Annotated in this window: 18 protein-coding genes; 6 read left to right on the forward strand and 12 right to left on the reverse strand. The window is 67.8% G+C overall.

Annotated elements, in window-relative coordinates; translation table 11 throughout:
- Nucleotides 1-742: 742 nt before the first annotated feature.
- Both ACM6LU_RS22845 and ACM6LU_RS22850 read right to left on the reverse strand, forming a co-directional pair.
- A complete protein-coding gene (locus ACM6LU_RS22845) occupies nucleotides 743-1,300 on the reverse strand; it encodes a TetR/AcrR family transcriptional regulator (protein ID WP_414939771.1) in 558 nt (185 codons plus the stop codon).
- Nucleotides 1,279-2,079, reverse strand: coding sequence for an SGNH/GDSL hydrolase family protein (locus tag ACM6LU_RS22850; RefSeq protein WP_414939772.1), 801 nt, complete (start codon nucleotides 2,077-2,079; stop codon nucleotides 1,279-1,281). Before ACM6LU_RS22850 ends, ACM6LU_RS22845 begins: the two co-directional genes overlap by 22 nt.
- Before the next feature lie 103 nt (nucleotides 2,080-2,182).
- Between ACM6LU_RS22850 and ACM6LU_RS22855 the strand changes: the two genes are divergently transcribed.
- Nucleotides 2,183-2,878: an MOSC domain-containing protein gene (locus ACM6LU_RS22855; RefSeq protein ID WP_414939773.1), complete on the forward strand. Its 696-nt coding sequence runs from the start codon at nucleotides 2,183-2,185 to the stop codon at nucleotides 2,876-2,878.
- Nucleotides 2,868-3,476, forward strand: a complete 609-nt coding sequence (locus ACM6LU_RS22860) for a TetR family transcriptional regulator C-terminal domain-containing protein (protein WP_414939774.1) — start codon at nucleotides 2,868-2,870, stop codon at nucleotides 3,474-3,476. The genes ACM6LU_RS22855 and ACM6LU_RS22860 overlap by 11 nt, the downstream gene beginning before the upstream one ends.
- Nucleotides 3,477-3,481: 5 nt before the next feature.
- Here the strand turns inward: ACM6LU_RS22860 and ACM6LU_RS22865 are convergent, their stop codons facing one another.
- Together ACM6LU_RS22865 and ACM6LU_RS22870 are read right to left on the reverse strand one after the other, a co-directional pair.
- Nucleotides 3,482-5,074, reverse strand: a complete 1,593-nt coding sequence (locus ACM6LU_RS22865) for a family 20 glycosylhydrolase (RefSeq protein ID WP_414939775.1) — start codon at nucleotides 5,072-5,074, stop codon at nucleotides 3,482-3,484.
- 109 nt (nucleotides 5,075-5,183) lie between these two features.
- A complete protein-coding gene (locus ACM6LU_RS22870) occupies nucleotides 5,184-7,055 on the reverse strand; it encodes a propionyl-CoA synthetase (RefSeq protein WP_414939776.1) in 1,872 nt (623 codons plus the stop codon).
- Between the two features lie 182 nt (nucleotides 7,056-7,237).
- Between ACM6LU_RS22870 and ACM6LU_RS22875 the strand changes: the two genes are divergently transcribed.
- Nucleotides 7,238-9,013 (forward strand): serine/threonine-protein kinase, encoded by a 1,776-nt coding sequence (locus tag ACM6LU_RS22875; RefSeq protein ID WP_414939777.1) that lies wholly within the window; start codon nucleotides 7,238-7,240, stop codon nucleotides 9,011-9,013.
- Between the two features lie 80 nt (nucleotides 9,014-9,093).
- Here ACM6LU_RS22875 and ACM6LU_RS22880 read toward each other — a convergent pair whose 3' ends face one another.
- Entirely contained in the window at nucleotides 9,094-9,465 is a 372-nt protein-coding gene (locus ACM6LU_RS22880) for a hypothetical protein (protein ID WP_414939778.1), read from the reverse strand.
- On the opposite strand from ACM6LU_RS22880, the gene ACM6LU_RS22885 reads away from it, so the two are divergent.
- Nucleotides 9,458-9,697 (forward strand): hypothetical protein, encoded by a 240-nt coding sequence (locus ACM6LU_RS22885; RefSeq protein ID WP_414939779.1) that lies wholly within the window; start codon nucleotides 9,458-9,460, stop codon nucleotides 9,695-9,697. The genes ACM6LU_RS22880 and ACM6LU_RS22885 overlap by 8 nt on opposite strands.
- A gap of 267 nt (nucleotides 9,698-9,964) precedes the next feature.
- Here ACM6LU_RS22885 and ACM6LU_RS22890 read toward each other — a convergent pair whose 3' ends face one another.
- Nucleotides 9,965-11,014 carry a hypothetical protein gene (locus tag ACM6LU_RS22890; protein ID WP_414939780.1) on the reverse strand — a complete coding sequence of 350 codons (1,050 nt, stop codon included), beginning with the start codon at nucleotides 11,012-11,014 and terminating at the stop codon, nucleotides 9,965-9,967.
- Nucleotides 11,015-11,098: 84 nt separating this feature from the next.
- The gene (locus tag ACM6LU_RS22895; RefSeq protein ID WP_414939782.1) at nucleotides 11,099-12,670 is read right to left on the reverse strand and encodes a dolichyl-phosphate-mannose--protein mannosyltransferase; all 1,572 of its coding nucleotides are present in this window, start codon (nucleotides 12,668-12,670) and stop codon (nucleotides 11,099-11,101) included.
- 68 nt (nucleotides 12,671-12,738) lie between these two features.
- Between ACM6LU_RS22895 and rsmI the strand changes: the two genes are divergently transcribed.
- The gene (rsmI, locus tag ACM6LU_RS22900) at nucleotides 12,739-13,578 is read left to right on the forward strand and encodes a 16S rRNA (cytidine(1402)-2'-O)-methyltransferase (protein WP_414939783.1); all 840 of its coding nucleotides are present in this window, start codon (nucleotides 12,739-12,741) and stop codon (nucleotides 13,576-13,578) included.
- On the opposite strand, the gene ACM6LU_RS22905 is transcribed toward rsmI, so the two are convergent.
- The gene (locus ACM6LU_RS22905; RefSeq protein ID WP_414939784.1) at nucleotides 13,575-14,051 is read right to left on the reverse strand and encodes a QsdR family transcriptional regulator; all 477 of its coding nucleotides are present in this window, start codon (nucleotides 14,049-14,051) and stop codon (nucleotides 13,575-13,577) included. The two genes, rsmI and ACM6LU_RS22905, sit on opposite strands and share 4 nt — an antisense overlap.
- Nucleotides 14,052-14,228: 177 nt before the next feature.
- On the opposite strand from ACM6LU_RS22905, the gene ACM6LU_RS22910 reads away from it, so the two are divergent.
- A complete protein-coding gene (locus tag ACM6LU_RS22910; protein WP_414939785.1) occupies nucleotides 14,229-15,188 on the forward strand; it encodes a quinone oxidoreductase family protein in 960 nt (319 codons plus the stop codon).
- Between the two features lies 1 nt (nucleotide 15,189).
- Here ACM6LU_RS22910 and ACM6LU_RS22915 read toward each other — a convergent pair whose 3' ends face one another.
- The 4 genes from ACM6LU_RS22915 to ACM6LU_RS22930 all read right to left on the reverse strand — a co-directional run bounded on the left by ACM6LU_RS22915 (nucleotide 15,190) and on the right by ACM6LU_RS22930 (nucleotide 19,060).
- The gene (locus ACM6LU_RS22915) at nucleotides 15,190-16,467 is read right to left on the reverse strand and encodes an aminodeoxychorismate synthase component I (protein ID WP_414939786.1); all 1,278 of its coding nucleotides are present in this window, start codon (nucleotides 16,465-16,467) and stop codon (nucleotides 15,190-15,192) included.
- 120 nt (nucleotides 16,468-16,587) lie between these two features.
- Nucleotides 16,588-17,202 carry a glycoside hydrolase family 25 protein gene (locus tag ACM6LU_RS22920; protein ID WP_414939904.1) on the reverse strand — a complete coding sequence of 205 codons (615 nt, stop codon included), beginning with the start codon at nucleotides 17,200-17,202 and terminating at the stop codon, nucleotides 16,588-16,590.
- A gap of 93 nt (nucleotides 17,203-17,295) precedes the next feature.
- Entirely contained in the window at nucleotides 17,296-18,060 is a 765-nt protein-coding gene (locus ACM6LU_RS22925) for an ABC transporter permease (protein ID WP_414939787.1), read from the reverse strand.
- The gene (locus ACM6LU_RS22930) at nucleotides 18,050-19,060 is read right to left on the reverse strand and encodes an ATP-binding cassette domain-containing protein (RefSeq protein ID WP_414939788.1); all 1,011 of its coding nucleotides are present in this window, start codon (nucleotides 19,058-19,060) and stop codon (nucleotides 18,050-18,052) included. The genes ACM6LU_RS22925 and ACM6LU_RS22930 overlap by 11 nt, the downstream gene beginning before the upstream one ends.
- Nucleotides 19,061-19,066: the final 6 nt, after the last annotated feature.

Below are 19,066 nucleotides of genomic sequence, written 5' to 3' on the forward strand. Positions count from 1 at the left end.
GACAGCCTGTTCCGCTTCGAGCCGGATTTCCGTTCCGCGCGGACGGCGCGTTCCACCATCTTGTCCGCGCGGAGGCAGCCGAGCCGTCCGACGATGATCGTGCCGCGCACTGCGCGACCAGGCGTGTCGTGTCGACCACGAAGGACGGCACCTCCCCGAGCACGAGACCCAGCTCGAAAAGGACGACCCACACGATGGTCGGCGCCACCGCCTTCGCGGGCGGGTACCGCGCCCACACCGTGTACGCGGCGATGAAAGCCGCCGGTTCGCCCAGGGTGGCCTGATAGCCCAGCGCGGTGTAGACGGTCATGGTCGAAACCGAGGCGAGCAGGACCGCGATCGGATGACGGCGGCGGACGACCAGCGGGAGGGCGATCAGTACCGCGAGGTGCCGCGCCCAGTGCGAGGAGGGTAGCCGGGGCCACGGTGATCAGACAGTCGGTGAGCAGCGGCCGTGCGCGGAAGAGCTGGAAGGGCTGAACGAAGGACGGCACTTCCGAAAGTTACCGCCGGAGCGTCAAGGCGCCCAATTCCTGCGACTTTCGCGGTACTACCCTGGTGCTATACCGCCAAGGTTTACCCCGACTTCCGACTCGCGGGGATTCCGCTCGGTGATCAGTCCGGTTGACGTTGGACCAGGATGGACATCTCCATCCCCCCGACTCGGGAAGAGGATGACCCACTCCGGGTAAGAGGGCCTTCTGGGAGGGGATACCGGAACGGGCGGCCTCTTCGCCGAGCCTCAGCCAAGGTAGACGTCGAGCGTGACGGCCAGCGCCCTTTCCGGTGTCGGCGCGAAGCTCGCACCCGCCAGTCCGCCCCAGAGCCACAGTTGGGCGAGACCGTGCAGCGACGCCCACAGTGAGGACGCGAGCAGCCGCTGATCGGTGGTCGGATGCCAATCGCCGTTCTGGACCTCGGCGACCAGCGCGGCGAAGAAGTCGAACACCGCGCTGCTCACTCGCTTGAGTTCGGGATCGTCCGGATCGATGAGGTCCCGGCGGAACATCAGCTCGAACATCGCCGGATTGGCCAGCGCGAAGTCGAGATAGCCGTGGCAGGCGGCGATGAGCCGCTGCCGGGGGGTCCCGTCCGGCAGGCCGTCGCCGCGGCCGAGCAGTTCGGTGTAGCCGCGGGTGGCGACGGCCGAGAGCAAGGCCGCGCGGCCGGGGAAATGCCGCAAGGGCGCTCCGTGCGAGACACCGGCCGCCTTCGCGATTCCTCGCAGCGTCACCGCCCCGACCCCTTCTTCGGCCAGCAGGTTCGCCGCGGTGTCGATCAGGCGGGTTCGGGCGCCCACGACCGGCTCTCCTCGAGGACGGGCAGGAGGTCCGGTCGCTTGGGCAGGAAGCCGTCACCCGGCTGGCGGCCGATGAGCCGGTTGTGGAACCGGCTCATCGCGACCGGGAGGACCTCCCTGGTCACCCAGCGCAGGTCGTCCCTCAGGCCGGGTCGTCCGGCCGAACCGGGGAGCGGTTCGAGCCAGGCCGGGTCGTGCGCGACGCCGAGTTTGCCGAGCACGTGCCCGGCCAGGCGCCGATGGCCCTGCTCGGACAGGTGCAGCCGGTCCGGGCCGAAATAGCGGGAATCGTGCGCGGCGTGGTCCGGCCAGAGGTCGACGAGTGTCGCGCCGTAGCTGACGGACGCTTCGCGGATGGCGTCGTTCAGCGCGGTGATGCGCGGGCGCATGCGGTGGCCCATCGGCATGCGGTGGGAGATGTCGCTGAGGGTGAAGGTGACGACGGCCGGCGCGATCTCGGTGCAGGCGCGGATGGCCGTGTCGACGCGGCGGGCGACCGTGCGTGCGTCCCAGCCGCGGCTCATCACGTCGTTGCCGCCGCCGAACAACGCGATCAGATCCGGCTGGAGCCCGCTCGCCGCCTCGGTCTGCTCGGCGTGGATCTGGTCGAGCCTGCGCCCGCGGACCGCGAGGTTGGCGTAGCGGAAACCGGGCTCGTCCTCGGCCAGGCGTCCCGCGACGAAGTCGGCCCAGCCGCGGTAGTGGCCGCCCGCCGGATGCGGGTCCGCCAGCCCTTCGGCGCAGCTGTCGCCGAGCACGACGAAACGTTGATAACCCATCCAGGTCTCCGTAACCGCGAGTTCACTTTGTAGACACTGTCTATCAAACTGATGTGGACGCTGTCTACTCAGGTAAACGAACGATCGTGCTACCTTCGAGGTTGTGAGCACACTCGAAGTGAACGAGGTCTTCGTCGGGCGGCCGTCCGTACTCGGGATGAAGCGCGAGGTCCCGGTGTTCAGCGCGATTGCGAAAGCACGGGTGGACGCGCCGTCCCTGAAACTGGACGAGATCAATCTGGCCGGTGACGACCAGGCGGATCGCACCGTCCACGGCGGCGTCGACAAAGCGGTTTACGTCTATCCGGCGACGCACTACGCGGCCTGGTCGGCGCAAGGCTTCCCGGTGGTCACGGGCGACTTCGGGGAGAACGCGTCGGTGGCGGGCGCCGACGAACACGACGTGCGCGTCGGCGACGTCTGGTCATGGGGAGACGCGCTGGTCCAGGTCTCGCAGCCGCGTACGCCGTGTTTCAAGCTCGCGATGAAGACCGGCCGCAAGGACGTCATCCCGGCGATGATCGATTCCGGCCGCAGCGGCTGGTACCTGCGGGTGCTTCGGCCGGGTGAGGTCCCGACTTCGGGGCGCATGACGCTCGAAGAACGCGATCCGGTGAATCCGACGATCGCCGAGATCTACGTCGCGTCGTTCACCAACGTCGCCCAGTTGGACGACCAGCGCCAGGCCGCGTACTGGGCGTTGCTGGACCGGGTACTCGCGGCGCCGTCGCTTTCCCGGCAGTACCGTGGCGGCCTGGAATCAGCGAAACGGCGGCGGGGGGAACGGAATGCCGGTTGACGGCCGGGTGGCCCGCGGCGACGCGACGAGGCGGATCGTGCTGCGGCGCGCCGTCGACATCGCTTCCGTCGAAGGGCTCGAAGGGTTGTCTCTCGGCAGGCTCGCCACCGAGCTGGAACTGAGCAAATCCGGGGTGTTCGCGTTGTTCGGTTCCAAGGTGGAACTCCAGCTCGCGGCGGTCGAGACGGCGAGCGCGATCTTCGCCGAGAACGTCGTCGGGCCGACCATGGAGGTCGAGCGGGGGATCGCGCGGCTGCGCGCGCTGTGCGCGAACTGGCTGGACTACTCGGAACGCCGGGTGTTCCCCGGCGGCTGTTTCTTCTTCAACGCCGGCGCCGAATTCGACGCGCGGACCGGCCGGGTCCACGACGCGGTGGCGAACGCGAGCCGGGCTTTCGCCGAATTCATCCGGTCGACCGTCGTGGAGGCGAAGAGGGCCGGGCACCTTCACGAGTCCGTCGAGGTGAACCGGCTGGCCTTCGAACTGCACGCCCTCGGCCGGGCCGCGAACGCGGATTCGGTGATGTTCGGCGGCACGGAGCCCTACACGCTGGCCCGTGCCGCCATCACCGCCCGCCTCGACGCCGCGGCGAGCTGAACCGGCTACTTCCAGTCGACCTGCGTCGACCGGTAGAAGTCGATTCCCTGCCGAACCCACCGCGGGCTCTGCTTCGCCAGCCGGAGCCGGTACGCGTCCCAGGTGCGGGACGCCTTGGGTGACCAGCCGATCTCGGCGTGCCCCGGAAGCCGCGGGAACGCCATGAATTCGATGTTGTCACTCGTGATCAGCGTTTCCGACCACAGCGGTGCCTCGACGCCGATGACGTTCTTCTCCGTCACGCCCTGCAGATACGTGGCCGGATCCCAGTCGTAGCCGTCCTTGACCTCGATCAACGCGGCCCAGTCGAGGCCGAGCGGGGTCTGGGGGTGGTACTTCATGTCGAGGTACGCCTTGTTCGCGGGCGACATCAGGATCTTGTTACCGCGCGCCGCCGCCGCGGCGACGTTCGCGTCCGTGCCGGTCGTTCCCCAGAACTGCGGGACGGCCGAAACCGGCGGTGTCGTCTTCGCGATGTCGTGCCAGCCGGTGATCAGCTTGCCGTGCTTCGCGACGATCGGCTGCACCTTCTTGGCGAAGGTCTGGTAGTCCGCCGGAGTGGTCGAGTGGGCCTCGTCGCCACCGATGTTGATGTACTTCCCGGGGGTGATCGCGGACAGTTCGCGAACGACGTCGTCGACGAACTTGTAGGTGATGTCCTTGCCGATGCACAGCGAGCTGTAGCCGACCTCGATGTCCGTGCGCGGAGGCACCGCGACGCCGTCACAGTTCAGTTCGGCGTAGGAGTGCTGGGCCGCGTTGGTGTGTCCCGGCATGTCGATCTCGGGAACGATCGTGATGTGCCGCGAAGCCGCGTAGCGCACGAGGTCCTTGTACTGTTCCTGCGTGTAATACCCGCCGGGAGCGCCGCCGACGGCCGTCTGCCCGCCCACGGTCGCCAGCTTCGGCCAACTCTTGATCTCGATCCGCCAGCCCTGGTCGTCGCTCAGGTGCAAGTGGAGCGTGTTGATCTTGTACTGCGCGATCTGGTCGATGTAGAGCTTGACCTGCGCCGGCGTGAAGAAATGCCGCGCGACGTCGAGCATCGCGCTGCGGTAGCCGAAACGCGGGTAGTCGAGCACGGTGCCGCCCGAGACCACCCATGAGCGGTGCTGGACGGTCTTCGCTTCGATCGCCGACGGGAACAGCTGACGCAGCGTCTGCACGCCGAGGAACAAACCCTCGTCGGTGTTCGCCTTCAGCGTCACGCCGGAGTGGGAGACCTTGAGCTGATAACCCTCGGTGCCGACGCGGCCGCCCGCGTGACCGGTTTCGAGTGAGATGGCGGGGCCGCCGCCGCGGTGGCCGCTGACGACGGGCAACCGGTATCCGGTGGCGGGCCGGAGCAGTCCGGCTAGGTATTCGGCGACCTGCTTGCCGTCGCGGTCGGTGCGGATGACGGTCGCGGGGCCGAGCCGGAAGTTCGCGCGAGGGTCGGCCTTCGCGTCGACCGGTACCGGGACGACGTCGGTCACGGTCCGTTCGGCCTTCGCGTGCCGCGCCGCCGCGGGGTCCGCGCTCGCCGTCGCGGGCAGTCCGAGAGTCACGAGACTCAGGACGGCCACGCCGAGCACGGTGGTGGACAGGCGTTTACTCATGGAGCACCTCCGGTCGGGGTAACTGGAGACTCTCTGCTCTTAGAGGTATAGACCAATAGGGCAAAGCCGACAACACCCGATCGGACTACGGTGGCGTACCGGTCACCGGTCACTCGCCGCGCAAGACCGCTTTCAGGGCATCGAGAACGCCCGCGTCTTCGATCGTCGAGGGCACCGCTTCGTCGCGGCCGTCGGCGATGCCGCGCATGGTCTTCCGCAGGATCTTGCCGGACCGCGTCTTCGGCAGCGCGTCCACAAGGGACACGTCGCGGAACGCGGCGACCGGGCCGATGTCGCGCCGCACCAGCGCGACCAACTCGGCCTTGAGCGTCCCGGCATCGGCGTCGACCCCCGATTTCAGCACCACGAAACCACGCGGAAGCTGGCCTTTGAGCTGGTCCCGGACCCCGATCACTGCACATTCGGCGACGGCTGGTTGGGACGCCAGCACGGCCTCCATCGAACCGGTCGACAGCCGGTGACCCGCGACGTTGATGACGTCGTCGGTGCGACCCATGACGAACAAATAGTCGTCTTCGTCGACGTATCCGGAGTCGCCGGTCAGGTAGTAGCCGTCGTACTGCGATAGATACGCCTCGTGATACCGCTCGTCGTCCTGCCACAGGGTCGGCAGCGAACCCGGCGGGAGCGGCAGCTTGATGGCGATGGCGCCTTCCCGGCCGGCGGGGAGCAACTCGCCCACCTGGTCCAGGATCCGCACGTCCCAGCCCGGAACCGGTTTCGTCGCGGAACCGGGCTTGACCGGCATCGGCTCGAGACCGCGCGGGTTCGCCGCGATCGGCCAGCCGGTCTCGGTCTGCCACCAGTGGTCGATCACCGGCACGCCGAGCTTCCCGTGCGCCCAGTGATACGTCTCCGGATCGAGCCGCTCACCTGCCATGAACAAGGTCTCGAACCCGTCGAGCTGGTATTTCTTCACTTCGTCCGCGTCCGGGTCCACCTTCTTGATCGCCCGCAACGCCGTCGGCGCGGTGAACAGTGCCTTCACCCCGTGGTCGGCGACGACCCGCCAGAACGCTCCCGCGTCGGGGGTCCCGACCGGCTTGCCCTCGTACATCACCGACGTCGCCCCGATGAGCAGCGGCGCGTACACGATGTAGGAATGGCCGACGACCCAGCCGACGTCCGACGCCGTCCACCACACGTCACCGGGATGGACGTCGTAGATCGCGTCCATCGACCAGGCGAGCGCGACCGCGTGCCCACCGGTGTCGCGCACGACGCCCTTCGGCTTCCCCGTGGTGCCGGAGGTGTACAGGATGTACAGCGGATCGGTCGCCGCGACCGGCACCGGATCGGCAGGAGAGGCTTGCGCGACCAGTTCGGCCCAGTCGACGTCGCGTTCACCCAGTTCGGCGCGGGCGCGCTCTCGCTGCAGCACCACGACCTTGTCCGGCTGATGGACCGTGCCCGCGAGTGCCTCGTCGATGATCGGCTTGTACTCCACGACCCGTGTCGGCTCGATCCCGCACGACGCGGCCACGACGACCTTCGGTTTCGCGTCTTCGATCCGCGCCGCCAGTTCCTTCGGCGCGAACCCGCCGAACACCACCGAGTGCACCGCGCCGAGCCGGGCGCACGCGAGCATCGCGATCGCGGCCTCGGGGACCATCGGCATGTACACGATGACGCGGTCGCCCTTCGCGACACCGAGGGAGGCGAGCACGCCGGCGAACCGGGCGACCTCGTCCAGCAATTCCGCGTAAGTGAACCGGCGAACCGAATCGGTCACCGGGGAATCCCAGATCAGCGCGGCCTGGTCGCCGCGGCCGTCCCGAACATGCCTGTCGAGCGCGTTGAACGCCGTGTTCAGCTCCCCATCCGGGAACCAGCGGTAGAAGGGCGCCTTCGACGCGTCGAGTGCCCGCGTCGGCGGGTGGGTCCAGTCGATCGCCCGCGCGGCGTCGAGCCAGAAACCTTCCGGGTCTTCGAGGCTCCGCCGGTACGACTCGGAGTACATCGAATGCTCCTTCGCGCTCGGGTACGGGCTCCATCATGGACTCACCACCGGGTGAACGCCTGGTGGTAACGGCAGGGAGACGCCCGCGACAACCCGGCAACCCCGTGAGGGCCCAGGGCGTCCTAAGCTGAACCGGGGGAAACCGCCGGAAACGGTCTCAACTAGCGAGGGGAGCAGGGTCCATGGGACTAGCGAGCGCGCTGCTTTCGTTCGCGCACAGCCTGTTCGGGCCAGGGATCTGGCCAGGGGACTGGGTGTGGGCGACGAGCACCGCGGGAGCGCTGGTCGCGCTGCTGCCCGCACTGGGAGCGATGATCATCGCGATCATCCGCAAAGGCACCGGCAATCGCTACGACGTGGTGACCCTGTCCATTTTCGGCGGGATCGGCGCGATCGCCGTCTTCCTGCTGCCGTGGCTGCTGGCGACCGGCGTTTCGCAGGTCTACCAGGAGGCCGCCTCGACGAAGTCGGGCGGTGAATCCGGCTTCTCCAAAAGCGACCTGTCGACCTTCAACTCCGACTACAGCCCGCTGGTCGGCGCGCAGAGCGCGTACCTCGGCCGGGGACAGAACGTGTACGAGGTCCTGTTCTATCCGAACGGGATGCAGCTGGGTTACATCTTCTACCTGATCCTGCTGGTCGGGTTGCCCGCGTTGTCGCTGCTGTTCGTGATGCTGCAGGCACGCACCGCCTTCCGTCGCGGCCCGAAGTGGCCTTCGCGGTTCTTCTGGATCCCGTTCGTGCTGATGGTGCTGGCGAGCGTCGGCATGGGCGCGAACACCGCCGTGCACTTCTGGCTCGGCTTCCTGCCGTTCAGCGTCCTTGGCCTGATCCCGGTCGCACTGGTCGGCCCGCCGCCGTGGTCGGTGATCAACCGGCCGGACCCGCAGCCCCGGCAGAAGATCGAGCCGTACCGCCCGGAACCGCCCGCGCCGCAGTCGCCGCCCCCGCCGCCCAAGCAGCAGTACCCGGCGACGGCACTGGCGCAGGCACCCGAACCGCCGCCCGCACTGGCCGCGGCACCGGGCCCGGTCCCGGCGCCTCCGGGTTCCCGCAACTCCGGCGGCGGCCGCTACAAGCGTGTCCGGCGGCTCGGCCACGGCGGCTTCGGCACCGTCTGGGAAGCGATCGACACGCAGCTCAACCGCACTGTCGCGCTGAAGATCGCGCACGCGCCGGATCGTGACACCGAGGAGCGGATGCAGCGCGAGGCCAGGGCACTGGCCGTCGTGAACCATCCCAACTGCGTCCGCGTTTACGACCTCGTCGAGGAGCCCGACGGGCTCGCGCTGGTCATGGAGTACCTCGAAGGCAAGTCGCTGTCCGAGATCGTCGACTCGCAGGGCCCGCTCGACGACATCGCCGCCGGACGGCTCTGGTCGACCATGGCGGGCGCGCTCGCCGCGGCGCACGAAAAGGGTGTGCTGCACCGCGACCTCAAGCCGTCGAACATCATCCTCGACCGCAACGGGCTCGCCCACCTCATCGACTTCGGCATCGCCCGCAGTCAGGGCGACTCGAAGATGACCGCGACCGGGATGATGATCGGTACGCCGGACTTCGTCGCCCCCGAGCAGGCGATGGGCTCCCCGGCGAGCCCGGCGTCGGACGCCTGGCAGCTCGCCGCGACGGTCAGCTACGCGCTGTCTGGCCAGCCGCCGCGCGGTACCCGGGAGACCCCGATGGCCGCGCTGATGGCCGCCGCCCGCGCCGAACCGGTCTCGAAGCTGCCGAACCGCAGCGCGCACGCCCGGATCCTCATCGCGTCACTCGACCAGGAGCCCCGCCGCCGTCCGACGCTCGCCGCCGTGCGACGCGACGTCGAAGGCTGGCTCGCCCGTGCCGGCAAGTCACCGGACGGCCCGGTGACCCAGATCGTGCCACGCCGCCCTCCGCAGCAGCAGCAACCGCAGCAAACGCGTCACCAGCAGCCGCAGCCGCAGCGTCACCAACGCTGACCTGTGAAAAGAGAGCAAGGGACCTTTGCTAGCGTTCGTTAGCACACTAACGAACGCTAGCAAAGGTCCCTTGCTCTCCCTCAGGCGATGATGACCCAGGCCCCGTCGCGCCACGCCATGGTGAACGTCTTGGGGTCGCCCGCCATCATCGCCGCCTGCGGTGAGATCGCCCCCGGCGGGACGACGACCTTGTCCGGGCCCTTGCTCTGCACCTTCGCGCGGTCGACGCGGGTGAGCTTCAACTTCTTGAGGTCGTCCTCCGAGAACATCTCGAACTGCATCGGAGTGAGGCTGCGGCACTCCTTCATTCCGCCGTCGAAGGCCGGCGCGGTGATCCGGCAGACCGTTTCGAGGTCCTTGGCGCCCAGCGCGTGGTGGTAGTCCTCCATCGTGCTCGCGGCCCCGTCCGGGGTGTGCGCCGCCGCGCTCCCGGTGGCGGGCTTGGTGGCCACCGAGGCGGACGTCGCCGAAGGCCTCGAAGCGCTGGGCGGCGCGGTCGTGCTCGCGCTGGTGGCCGGTGTCTCCGCAGTGCTCGGAACAGCCGAAGTCTGCGGCGACGCGGTTCCCGGCGTCTGCTCCTCGCAACTCACGATCAAGAGCAACGCCGCGGCCGCACAGGCCGCTCCGAGCGGTCGGATCGTCATGGTGCCCCCTGTCGAACTGCTATTGACCAGGGGAGAGTAACAATCAAGCCCTAAGTGTCACAGCTGAATCGGAAATCCCGACCTTGACGGGCGCTCTGGTCCACTGAAGACATCTGCATGTATCTACATTCAGGTCGGCGTACGACACACCGACCGATCACCGCGGCACTGAACACGACATTGTCTCCGGTGTTCGCGCTGCTCTTGCAGCTACCGGATCCCCGGTTGCGGCCGTCGGCGGTGTCGCTCGCCTGCATCGTCGCGGTCACCGCGCTGGTCGCGGCCGGGGTCTTCGCCCGCGCCCGCCTTACGCGTCGCCGGTTATCAGATCGAGTACCACCGCTGCCATGATGAGCTGAGCGGAGACGCAGGTCCGCTTCATCGCTTCCTTCTTCTTGCCGACGAAATCGACCTGCACGACCTGCCCGTTGGTGAGCTGGACGCTCACCGCGCAGGTCTCCTCGGTCTGCTCGAACCTGGCCTTCAGTGTGCCGAATTCGCCGTTCCGTACGTCCGCGCCCGCTTTCGGGGGCACGGCTTCGAGACCGCCTGTGCCGGTCGTGTACATGCCGACGGCCTTCGCGTAGGCGACGTCGTGAGCGCAAGTCGGTCCAAGCGGACTCTCACCCTTCTGAGCGCCTTCGCGGCCCGCGTTGACGCCGGCATAGTTCGCATGAGTGAACTTGACGACTTCGCAGACGTCCGCGTTCTCCAGTGCCTCCGTCGGCGGTTCCTGAACGGTGCTCGGTGGTGGCGTGCCTCCGGCGAGCGGAACGAATTTCTTCAGGACCACTTCGGCGACCTTCTTCGCCAGTTCGCAGTGCTCGGCCCGAACCCCAGCTTCGTCGCTGTCGACGTCGTACGCGTCGACAGCGATCGAGGCGTACGCGCGGACGTCCATGTTGACCGAGCAGAAGGTCACCGGATCCGGGTCGAAGGCGTATTTCCGGCCCTTGATCCCGGCGATCTCCACCGGTTCCATCACCGGGGAGTCCTGCGTGATCCAGCTGTAGGGGCTGTACGCGTGCACCTGCGCGCCCTTGTTGTTCGGGAACACGAACTGGCAGCCGCTGAGCACGCCCTTGGTGCTGACCAGGCCGAGCGGCCGCAGGTCCGGTTTGATCGACTCCAGCCAGCCGCAGCCTTCTTCACCCTGTTTCGCGGGCAGGCCCAGCGGCTGGTCGAGTACCTGATCACTGAACCCCGATCCGTCCGCGGGCGGATCGTACCGCGGATATTTGGCATCACCACTGCTCGCCGCTGGTGCGGAACCCTCGCGGAAGGCTTTTCCGTCGACGGCACTGGAACACCCGGCGAGCAGCAGGGCGATGACCACGAGATACGGCCAACGAGACATGACGACCCCCAGAAATACTCAATTCGGTCGGGAGTCTAAGTCGCTTTCAGGTGTTTCGCTGGGCCTTGGGCCGACAGGCAAGGGTCACTTCCAGGACGGAAGCCACAACTCGGCGTTCCAGTGCTCGTTGGTGATCGCATTGCCGTTGAGGATCGGCCACAACCAGGCGAAATTGGCCACGACGAGGCCCACGTAGAGGGCGACGACGAGCATACCGGTGCCCCGGCGTTCGAATCCGCGTTTCGCGGCGCCGAGGATCTGGCCGAGGATCAGCGTCAACCCGAGTATCAGGAACGGCGCCAGCGGCGTCGCGTAGAAGAAGTACATCTGGCGGTCGAGGTTGGTGAACCACGGCAGGAAACCGGCGAAATAGCCGACGAGCACGGCGGCGTAGCGCCAGTCCGCGCGGAAGACCGACCGCCACAGGCTCCAGCCCAGCATCGGCAGCGCCAGCCACCACATCGCCGGCGTCCCGATCAGCATCGTCGCCCGGATGCAGGTCGACTCGCCACAGCCGGTCGCGTCGGTGCCGCCCGCGTACGCGTAGAGCATCGGCCGCAGCCCCATCGGCCAGGTCCAGGGCTTCGACTCCCACGGATGTGGTTTGTCCTTGGGCGTCACCAGGTTCGCGTGGAAGTCGAGGACGTTCATCGAATACTCGCCGAGTGACCGCAGCGCGGGTGGCATCCAGGCCCAGAAACCGGGGTCGAGGTCCTTGATCGCCACGTAATTGCGGTCGGTCGCGGTCTCGCTCGCGAACCAGGCCCAGTAGCAGGCGAGGTACACCAGGATCGGGATGACGACGATCGCCCACAGCGCGGGCAGCAAGTCGCGGCGCAGCGTGCCGACCCACGGCCGCCGCACCCCGGCAGCGCGGCGCGCGGCGACGTCGAAGAAGACGGTGAGCAGCCCGAACGCGGCGATGTAGTACAGCGCCGACCACTTGACGCCGAAGGTCAGCCCGATCATCAGGCCGCCGGTGAAGCGCCACCACCGGAAACCCAGCTTCGGACCGAACCGGGACTCGTCGATCCAGCCTTCGCGGACGGCCACGGCCAGCCGCCGCCGCACCTGGTCGCGGTCGCACAGCACACAGGCGAACGCGGCGAGCACGAACACGGCGATGAAGATGTCGAGCATGCCCATCCGCGACTGCAGGTGCAGCACGCCGTCGCTGATCACCAGGATTCCGGCGACCGCGCCGAGCAGCGTCGAACGGGTGAGCCGCCGGGCGATCCGGATGGTGAGGAAGACGATCAGCGTGCCCGCCAGCGCGGGCATGATCCGCCAGCCCCAGGCGTTGTAGCCGAACATCCACTCGCCGATCGCGATGAGATGCTTCGCCAGGGGCGGGTGCACGATCAGCTCGTAGCCGTAGTTGTCTTCGTAACCGCCGTTGCGCAGTATCTGCCACGCCTGCGGGACGTAGTGCTTCTCGTCGAAGACAGGGGTGCCCTTGTCCGTGGGTGTCGCCAGGTTCTGGATCCGGACGATGCCACCGATGAGTGTCAGCACCAGCGTGACGATCCAGCCGCGGAGGCGGTCGGTCGGCATGCCGCGGCCGAGGAGGGTGGCCTCCCGGTCGCTCGGTGGCCGGAGCGCGTCGACCGGATCCGGCCGCACGCTCTCATTGTCACGGGTCAGCAGCGCGGTCACGGGGCATGATCCTACGGGCGGAAGAGTGAACTCGGTGTCCGGATCTGCGAACCGGTTAACCTTCGGGAATGACAGAAGGACGCCTCGTGCTGGCAGCCACCCCGCTCGGAGACGTCCGCGATGCTTCGCCGCGCCTGTCCGAGGCCCTCGCGACGGCCGACGTGATCGCCGCCGAGGACACCCGGCGCCTGCGCTCGCTCACCGCCGCACTCGACGTTTCCCCGGTCGGACGGGTGGTCAGCTTCTACGAGGATGTCGAGATCGCCCGTCTGCCGAAACTGCTCGAATCGCTTCAGTCGGGCGAGACGGTGGTCCTGGTGACCGACGCCGGGATGCCGAGCGTCTCGGACCCCGGCTTCCGGCTGGTGGCGGCCTGCGTCGAGGCTGCAGTGCCGGTGACCTGTCTCCCGGGCCCGTCCGCGGTGACCACGGCGCTCGCGCTGTCCGGCCTGCCGTGTGACCGGTTCTGTTTCGAGGGATTCGCCCCGCGCAAACCCGGTGAACGCGCGAAATGGCTCGGTTCGCTGAAGGACGAGCCCCGTACGGTCGTGTTCTTCGAGTCGCCCCATCGCCTGGCGAGCACGCTTTCCGATGCGGCCGACGTCCTGGGCCCCGACCGTCGCGCCGCTGTCTGTCGTGAGTTGACCAAAACCTACGAAGAGGTCAAACGCGGTAATTTGCCGGATTTGGCCGCCTGGGCAAGTGACGGGGTCAAAGGTGAGATCACTGTCGTTCTCGCGGGGGCGCCGCCGCGTTCGGTGAGCGTCGTGGACCTGGTTTCGGAAGTCTCGTCGCGGGTCGCGGCGGGCGAACGCCTCAAGTCCGCCGCCGCCGAGGTCGCCGAAGCCACCGGGGTGTCCAAGAAGGAGCTTTACGACGCCGTTCTCGCGTCCCGTACCAAGAGCTAGGACAGCAAGGCCGCCGCGGCCGCGTACGCCTTCGAGGCATCGGGCTCGGCGCCGGTGATGACATCGGTGTAGATGAAGGACTCCCCGATCCGCACCAGCAGGTAGGCCAGGTCCTCGACCGGCAGTGGTGGGGTGAGCCGTCCGGCCGTGACCTCTTCGTCCAGGAACTCGCGCATCTTCGCGATCGCGCGACTTTGGACCACGCTGGCCTTCGTCGTCAGGATCCGCAGTGCCCGCTCCGGTTCGGCGCGCAGGAACTCCCGGAACGGTTTCGAGTCGTTCACGGTCCGGACGAAGGTGCCGATGAGCTCCGCGATCCCTGCCGCGCCCCGCCCGAGCTTGCCGGAAGCCCGCGCTTCGAAGACCTCGACGGTCATCGACCACAGGATCTCGCCGAGCAGCTGATCCCGGCCGCCGACCCAGCGGTGCAGGGTGGCCCGGCTGATTCCCAGCTCGCCCGCGAGATCCCGCATGTCCACCCGGCGGCCCGCCAGGAACCAGGCACGCGCGGTCGTGAACGCGCGCAGGGCGTCCGGGCGCGGCGAAGTCAGCTGGCGTTCGAGTGCGGTTTCGATGCGTGAAACATATCACGCTACGTCTCAGGGATGAGACATATGCAACGATGTCTCATCTCGACGAGGAGGATGCGGATGCGCGCAGTACAGGTGACCGAATTCGGCGGACCCGAGGTGCTCAACCTCGTCGACCTGCCCGATCCCGTTCCCAGCCCGGGTCAGCTGCTTGTCGGGGTCGACCGTATCGGCGTCAACTACGCCGATACGCACCAAGCCGAGAACTCCTACCTCGCGCCGAGCAAGCTCCCGCTCGTACCCGGCGGCGAGGTCGTCGGCCGCACCGCCGACGGCAAGCGCGTCGTCGCGCTGCTCAACGGCGGTGGCGGCTATGCCGAGCGCGCGGTGGCGGACGAGGTCACCACCTTCGCCGTGCCCGACGGCATCGACGACCTGACCGCGCTCTCCTTCATCGTCCAGGGCACCACCGCCTCGCTCCTGCTGCGCAAGAACGCCCACCTCGAGCCCGGCGAATCCGTCGTCGTGCACGCGGCCGCGGGCGGGGTCGGCTCCATCGCCGTCCAGCTCGCGAAGGCCTGGGGCGCGAGCCGGGTCATCGCGACCGCCAGCAGCGACGAGAAGCGGGGCCTCGCCCTCGAACTCGGCGCCGATGTCGCCATCGATTCGCGCGCCGAAAACATGACCGACGCGCTTCGCGAGGCGAACGGCGGCAAGCGCGTCGACGTCGTTCTCGACATGACCGGCGGCACCGTCACGGACCAGAGCATCGCGGCGCTCGCACCGTTCGGCCGCCTCGCGTTCTACGGGATGGCCAGCCGCGAGCAGCCGAAGCCGATCGAAGCCCGCAACCTTCTCGGGCACAGCACCACCGTGTCCGGAATGTGGCTGCCGCACGCCTTCAAACTTCCCGGGAACGTCTTCGGCCGCACGCTCGAAGAACTCTTCTCGCTGGCGCTCGCCGGTCAGATTCGCGCCGTCGCCGGCGGCGAGTACGCGCTGTCCGACGCGCGCGCCGCCCACGAGGCCCTGCGCTCGCGCGGTACGGCGGGCAAGCTCCTTCTGGATCCCACCAAGTAGCTCAGCCGAGCAGGCGCTCCAGCGGAGCGGACTTGTGCAGGCATTCCTGCCATTCCGCTTCGCTGTCGGAGTCGGCGGTGATCCCGCCGCCGACCCCCAGCGCGATCGTGCCGTCGTGGATTTCGAAGGTTCTGATCGCGACGTTCAGCTCCAGCCCGGCGATCGGCGAAGCGAGTCCGACCGCACCCGTGTAGACGCCGCGCGCCGTGGGTTCCAGTTCGGCGATCAGGTCCAGTGCCCGGATCTTCGGCGCGCCCGTCACCGAACCCGGGGGGAACGTGGCCGCGAGCAGGTCCCCGTCGTCCACTCCATCGGCGATCCGTCCCTCCACAGTGGACTCAAGATGCCAGACGCCTGGCGCGGGCCGGACCTTGAGCAGTTCGGGGACGCGAACACTGCCGGTGGCGCACACCCGGCCGAGGTCGTTGCGGACGAGATCCGTGATCATCACGTTCTCGGCGACGTCCTTGGTAGATTCCCGCAGTCGCTGCGCGAGGTGTTCGTCAGAGGCGTTCCTTCGCGGCAGGGTGCCCTTGATCGGCGTCGACCGGACATGCTGCCCGTGCCTGGAAAGGAAAAGTTCAGGGGAGAACGACACGACCGAGCCCCAGTCGCCGGCGACGTACGCCGCCCGGCGGGCTCGCAGGCAGCGCACACCTTCCGCGAACAACGCGATCGGATCGCCGTCGAATCCTCCGCTGAAGCGGGCGCAGATGTTCGCTTGGAACAGCTCGCCGGCTTCGATCGCGTGCACACACGCCTTCACCGCGTCGTAGTGCTCCGACGGTAGCGGACGCGACAGCGGACTGGAACTCCAAGTCGTCGTTTCGGGGAGTTCCGCGAGCGAGGATTCCACCTCGGACACTTCGTCGACCGGATCCGGGTCGCCATCGGGAACCAGGGCCTCGAACCACCAAGACCCGTCCGCGTCCAGCCGCAGCACCCGGTCGACCCAGCCCCAGACCGCTGGAGGAAGGCCGCCGGAACGGCCCGAGGGATCGGTCAGGTCATAACTCAGATAACCGAACCAGCCACCCCCGACCGCACCGGGCACCGCGTCCCGAATCGGCGGCATCCGAGTGGGGATCGCGAACGCCTCGGCCACGTCATGAACAGGAGTCAGGGAAGCGTTCAGGGCGATGACCGCGCGCGAAGAGAACCAGTCTCCGCAGAGCGCCGCCGGGGGCGCGAGCCCGAGTGACCGGGCGCGTACCCCAAGAGCCGTCAGCGCCCGCTCGGGCACGACGTCCGTCCGCAGTCTCCGGCACATCAACCGCACGCGACATTGTCGCTGCCCGAGTGGACGAAAAGGCAACCCGCGCCGAACGGAAAGTGACATCCGCGACCACGTGCGCCGACCTGGGTGACGTGGCGCGCACCCGCCGTCACCGGTGGATCGCTACAGAAGTACGTCCCCGAGCGCGAAGGGGTAGACGACGGCGTCCTGGGCGATCGGTCCGTTCACGCCGGGCAACCCGGTGCCGAACCCGTGCTGGTGCAATCCCAGTCGCGAGTGGAACCAACCCGGCCTTCCCGGGATCTCGTTGTGCCTGACCATCCACAACACCACTTCGCTGTCCGCCCATTTGTCCGGGTGCAGGCGGTTCGTCCAGCAGTCGAGTCCCGCGTACACCAGGACGCGTTCGACGCGTGCCGCGTGCCTGACGTGTTTGATCCAGGCCTTGATGAACCGGTCGTCGACGCTGGGTGCCTCCACTTCGAGCGCCGGCGCGAGCGAACCGGGCGCGAAGGCGCCGAGCGCGCTCGCAGTCCGCACGAAATGGTCCGCCTGATCGTGGACGGCTCCGGGACGCGCGTAGTGCCGTGCGCCGGTGTGGATTCCGGCGTGCTGCGCGCCCGCCAGATTGCGCTCCGCGGCGACGTCCCGCCAATTGGTGTTCTCGCTGACGGTGACCGAGGCGAACCGGATGTCGGCGCCACGCACCGCCGCCCAGTCCGTCACCGTCTCCCGATGGGACAGAGTGACACCGTGTTCACCTTCCGGATCGATCAAAGCCACCTGTCCTCGAATTTCGCCCCAGTACGCCCGAAAGGTCACCTTACGTCCGCGGGGCGGTCGCAAGGTGACCTTTCGGTACAGCGTGTCTCAGGCGTTTTCGCGTTGGAACGTTCGTGAGCCCCACCAGATGGCCAGAACCGCCATGACCAGCACCACGACGCTCCCGGTGAACAGCGCGTCCATCGAGAAGTCGCCGCGGAAACTGTTCCGCTCGACATCCACCACGTGCCGGAACGGATTGATCCGGGAAATCGTGTACAGCCAATCCGGCGCCGAGCCCGCGGTGATCGGGATCAGGATTCCGGAAAGCAGCAGCAACGGCATGAGAACCGCGTTGAGCAAAGCAGGGAAGGCGTCTTCGCTCTTGAGGGTCAGCGCCAGCGCGTACGAGCACGACGCCAGCGTGATCGACAGAAGGAAGACGATCACCAAGCTGAGCACGACGCCGCCGAACGGCGCGTTCAGGTCGAAGACCAGATACGCCAGCGCGATGATGATCAACGCCTGGACGATGGTCTGCAACGCGTTCGCGAGCACCTTGCCCAGCAACAACGCCACCCGGCTGACCGGCGTGACCCGCATCCGCTCGACCACGCCCGAGCGGTATTCCGCGAGCAGGCCGAACCCGACGAAGGAACTGCCGAACAGCGCGAGCTGCGCGATGATCGCCGGAGTGAAGATCATCCAGCCGTCCACATCGGACAGGCCCTGTGCGTTGAGCGCCTTCACCAGCAGTGGCCCGAAGAAGAACAAATAGAGGAGCGGCTGCATGATGCCGATCATGATCCACGTCGGGTTGCGCAACGCCGCGACCATGTCCCGGCGGAAGATCAACCAGGTGTCATGCAACATGCGTGGCCTCCTTTTCCGGAGCCTCATCGACCGGTGCGTCTTCTTCGGCGTCGCGCAGGCTTCGGCCCGTCAAGGTCAGGAAGACGTCGTCGAGCGTCGGCCGATGGACCTGCATGGACGTCATCGTGATGCCCCGTGCGTCCAGCGCCCGTAGCAACTCGGGCATCGCGGTGTCCCCGCGCGGCACCCGGAACCGCACCGCGCCGTCGGTGACGGCCATTTCGTGCGCCCCTTCGAGCCTGCCCGCGACCTCCGCGGTCTCCGGCGCCGATTCCGGTGAGACCCCGATGACGACACTGTCGCCGGAAACTCTCGCCTTCAGCGAATCCGGCGTGCCTTCGGCGACGATCTTCCCGTCGTCGATGACGATCAGCCGGTCGGAGAGCGCGTCGGCCTCGTCGAGGTAGTGCGTGGTCAGGAAGACCGTGACTCCCTGTTCGTCACGCAGCCTGCGGATGTGGTCCCACAGGTTCGCGCGGCTCTGCGGGTCGAGCCCCGTCGACGGCTCGTCGAGGAAGACGAGACCGGGTGAGTGGATCAGCCCGAGCGCGATGTCGAGACGGCGGCGCTGCCCGCCCGACAAGGTCTTGGTCGCCCGCTGGTCGAGTCCGGCGAGGTCCAGTTGCTCGGCGAGGGTGACCCCGCGCGCGAGCGCGTCCGCCTTGCTCATCCGGTACAGCCGTCCTTGGAACTCGATCTCCTCGACGACCTTGCTTTCCGGCGCCGTACCGCCACCTTGGGCGACATAACCGATTCGCCGGCGCACCCCCAGTGGGTCGGCGAGCAGGTCGCAGCCGCCTACCGTCGCCTCGCCGGCGGTGGGTTTGAGAAGCGTCGTGAGCATGCGCAGCGTCGTGGTCTTCCCCGCGCCGTTCGGTCCGAGGAAGCCGACCAGTTCTCCGGCCGAAACATCGAGATCGACGCCTTTGACCGCGTGGACCTCGCCCCCATTGCGGCCCTTGCGGCGGAAACGCCGCTCAAGGCCGCGTGCCTTGATCATGTGAAC

The sequence above is a fragment of the Amycolatopsis sp. cmx-11-51 genome (genome assembly GCF_047608665.1).
GTDB lineage: Bacteria > Actinomycetota > Actinomycetes > Mycobacteriales > Pseudonocardiaceae > Amycolatopsis.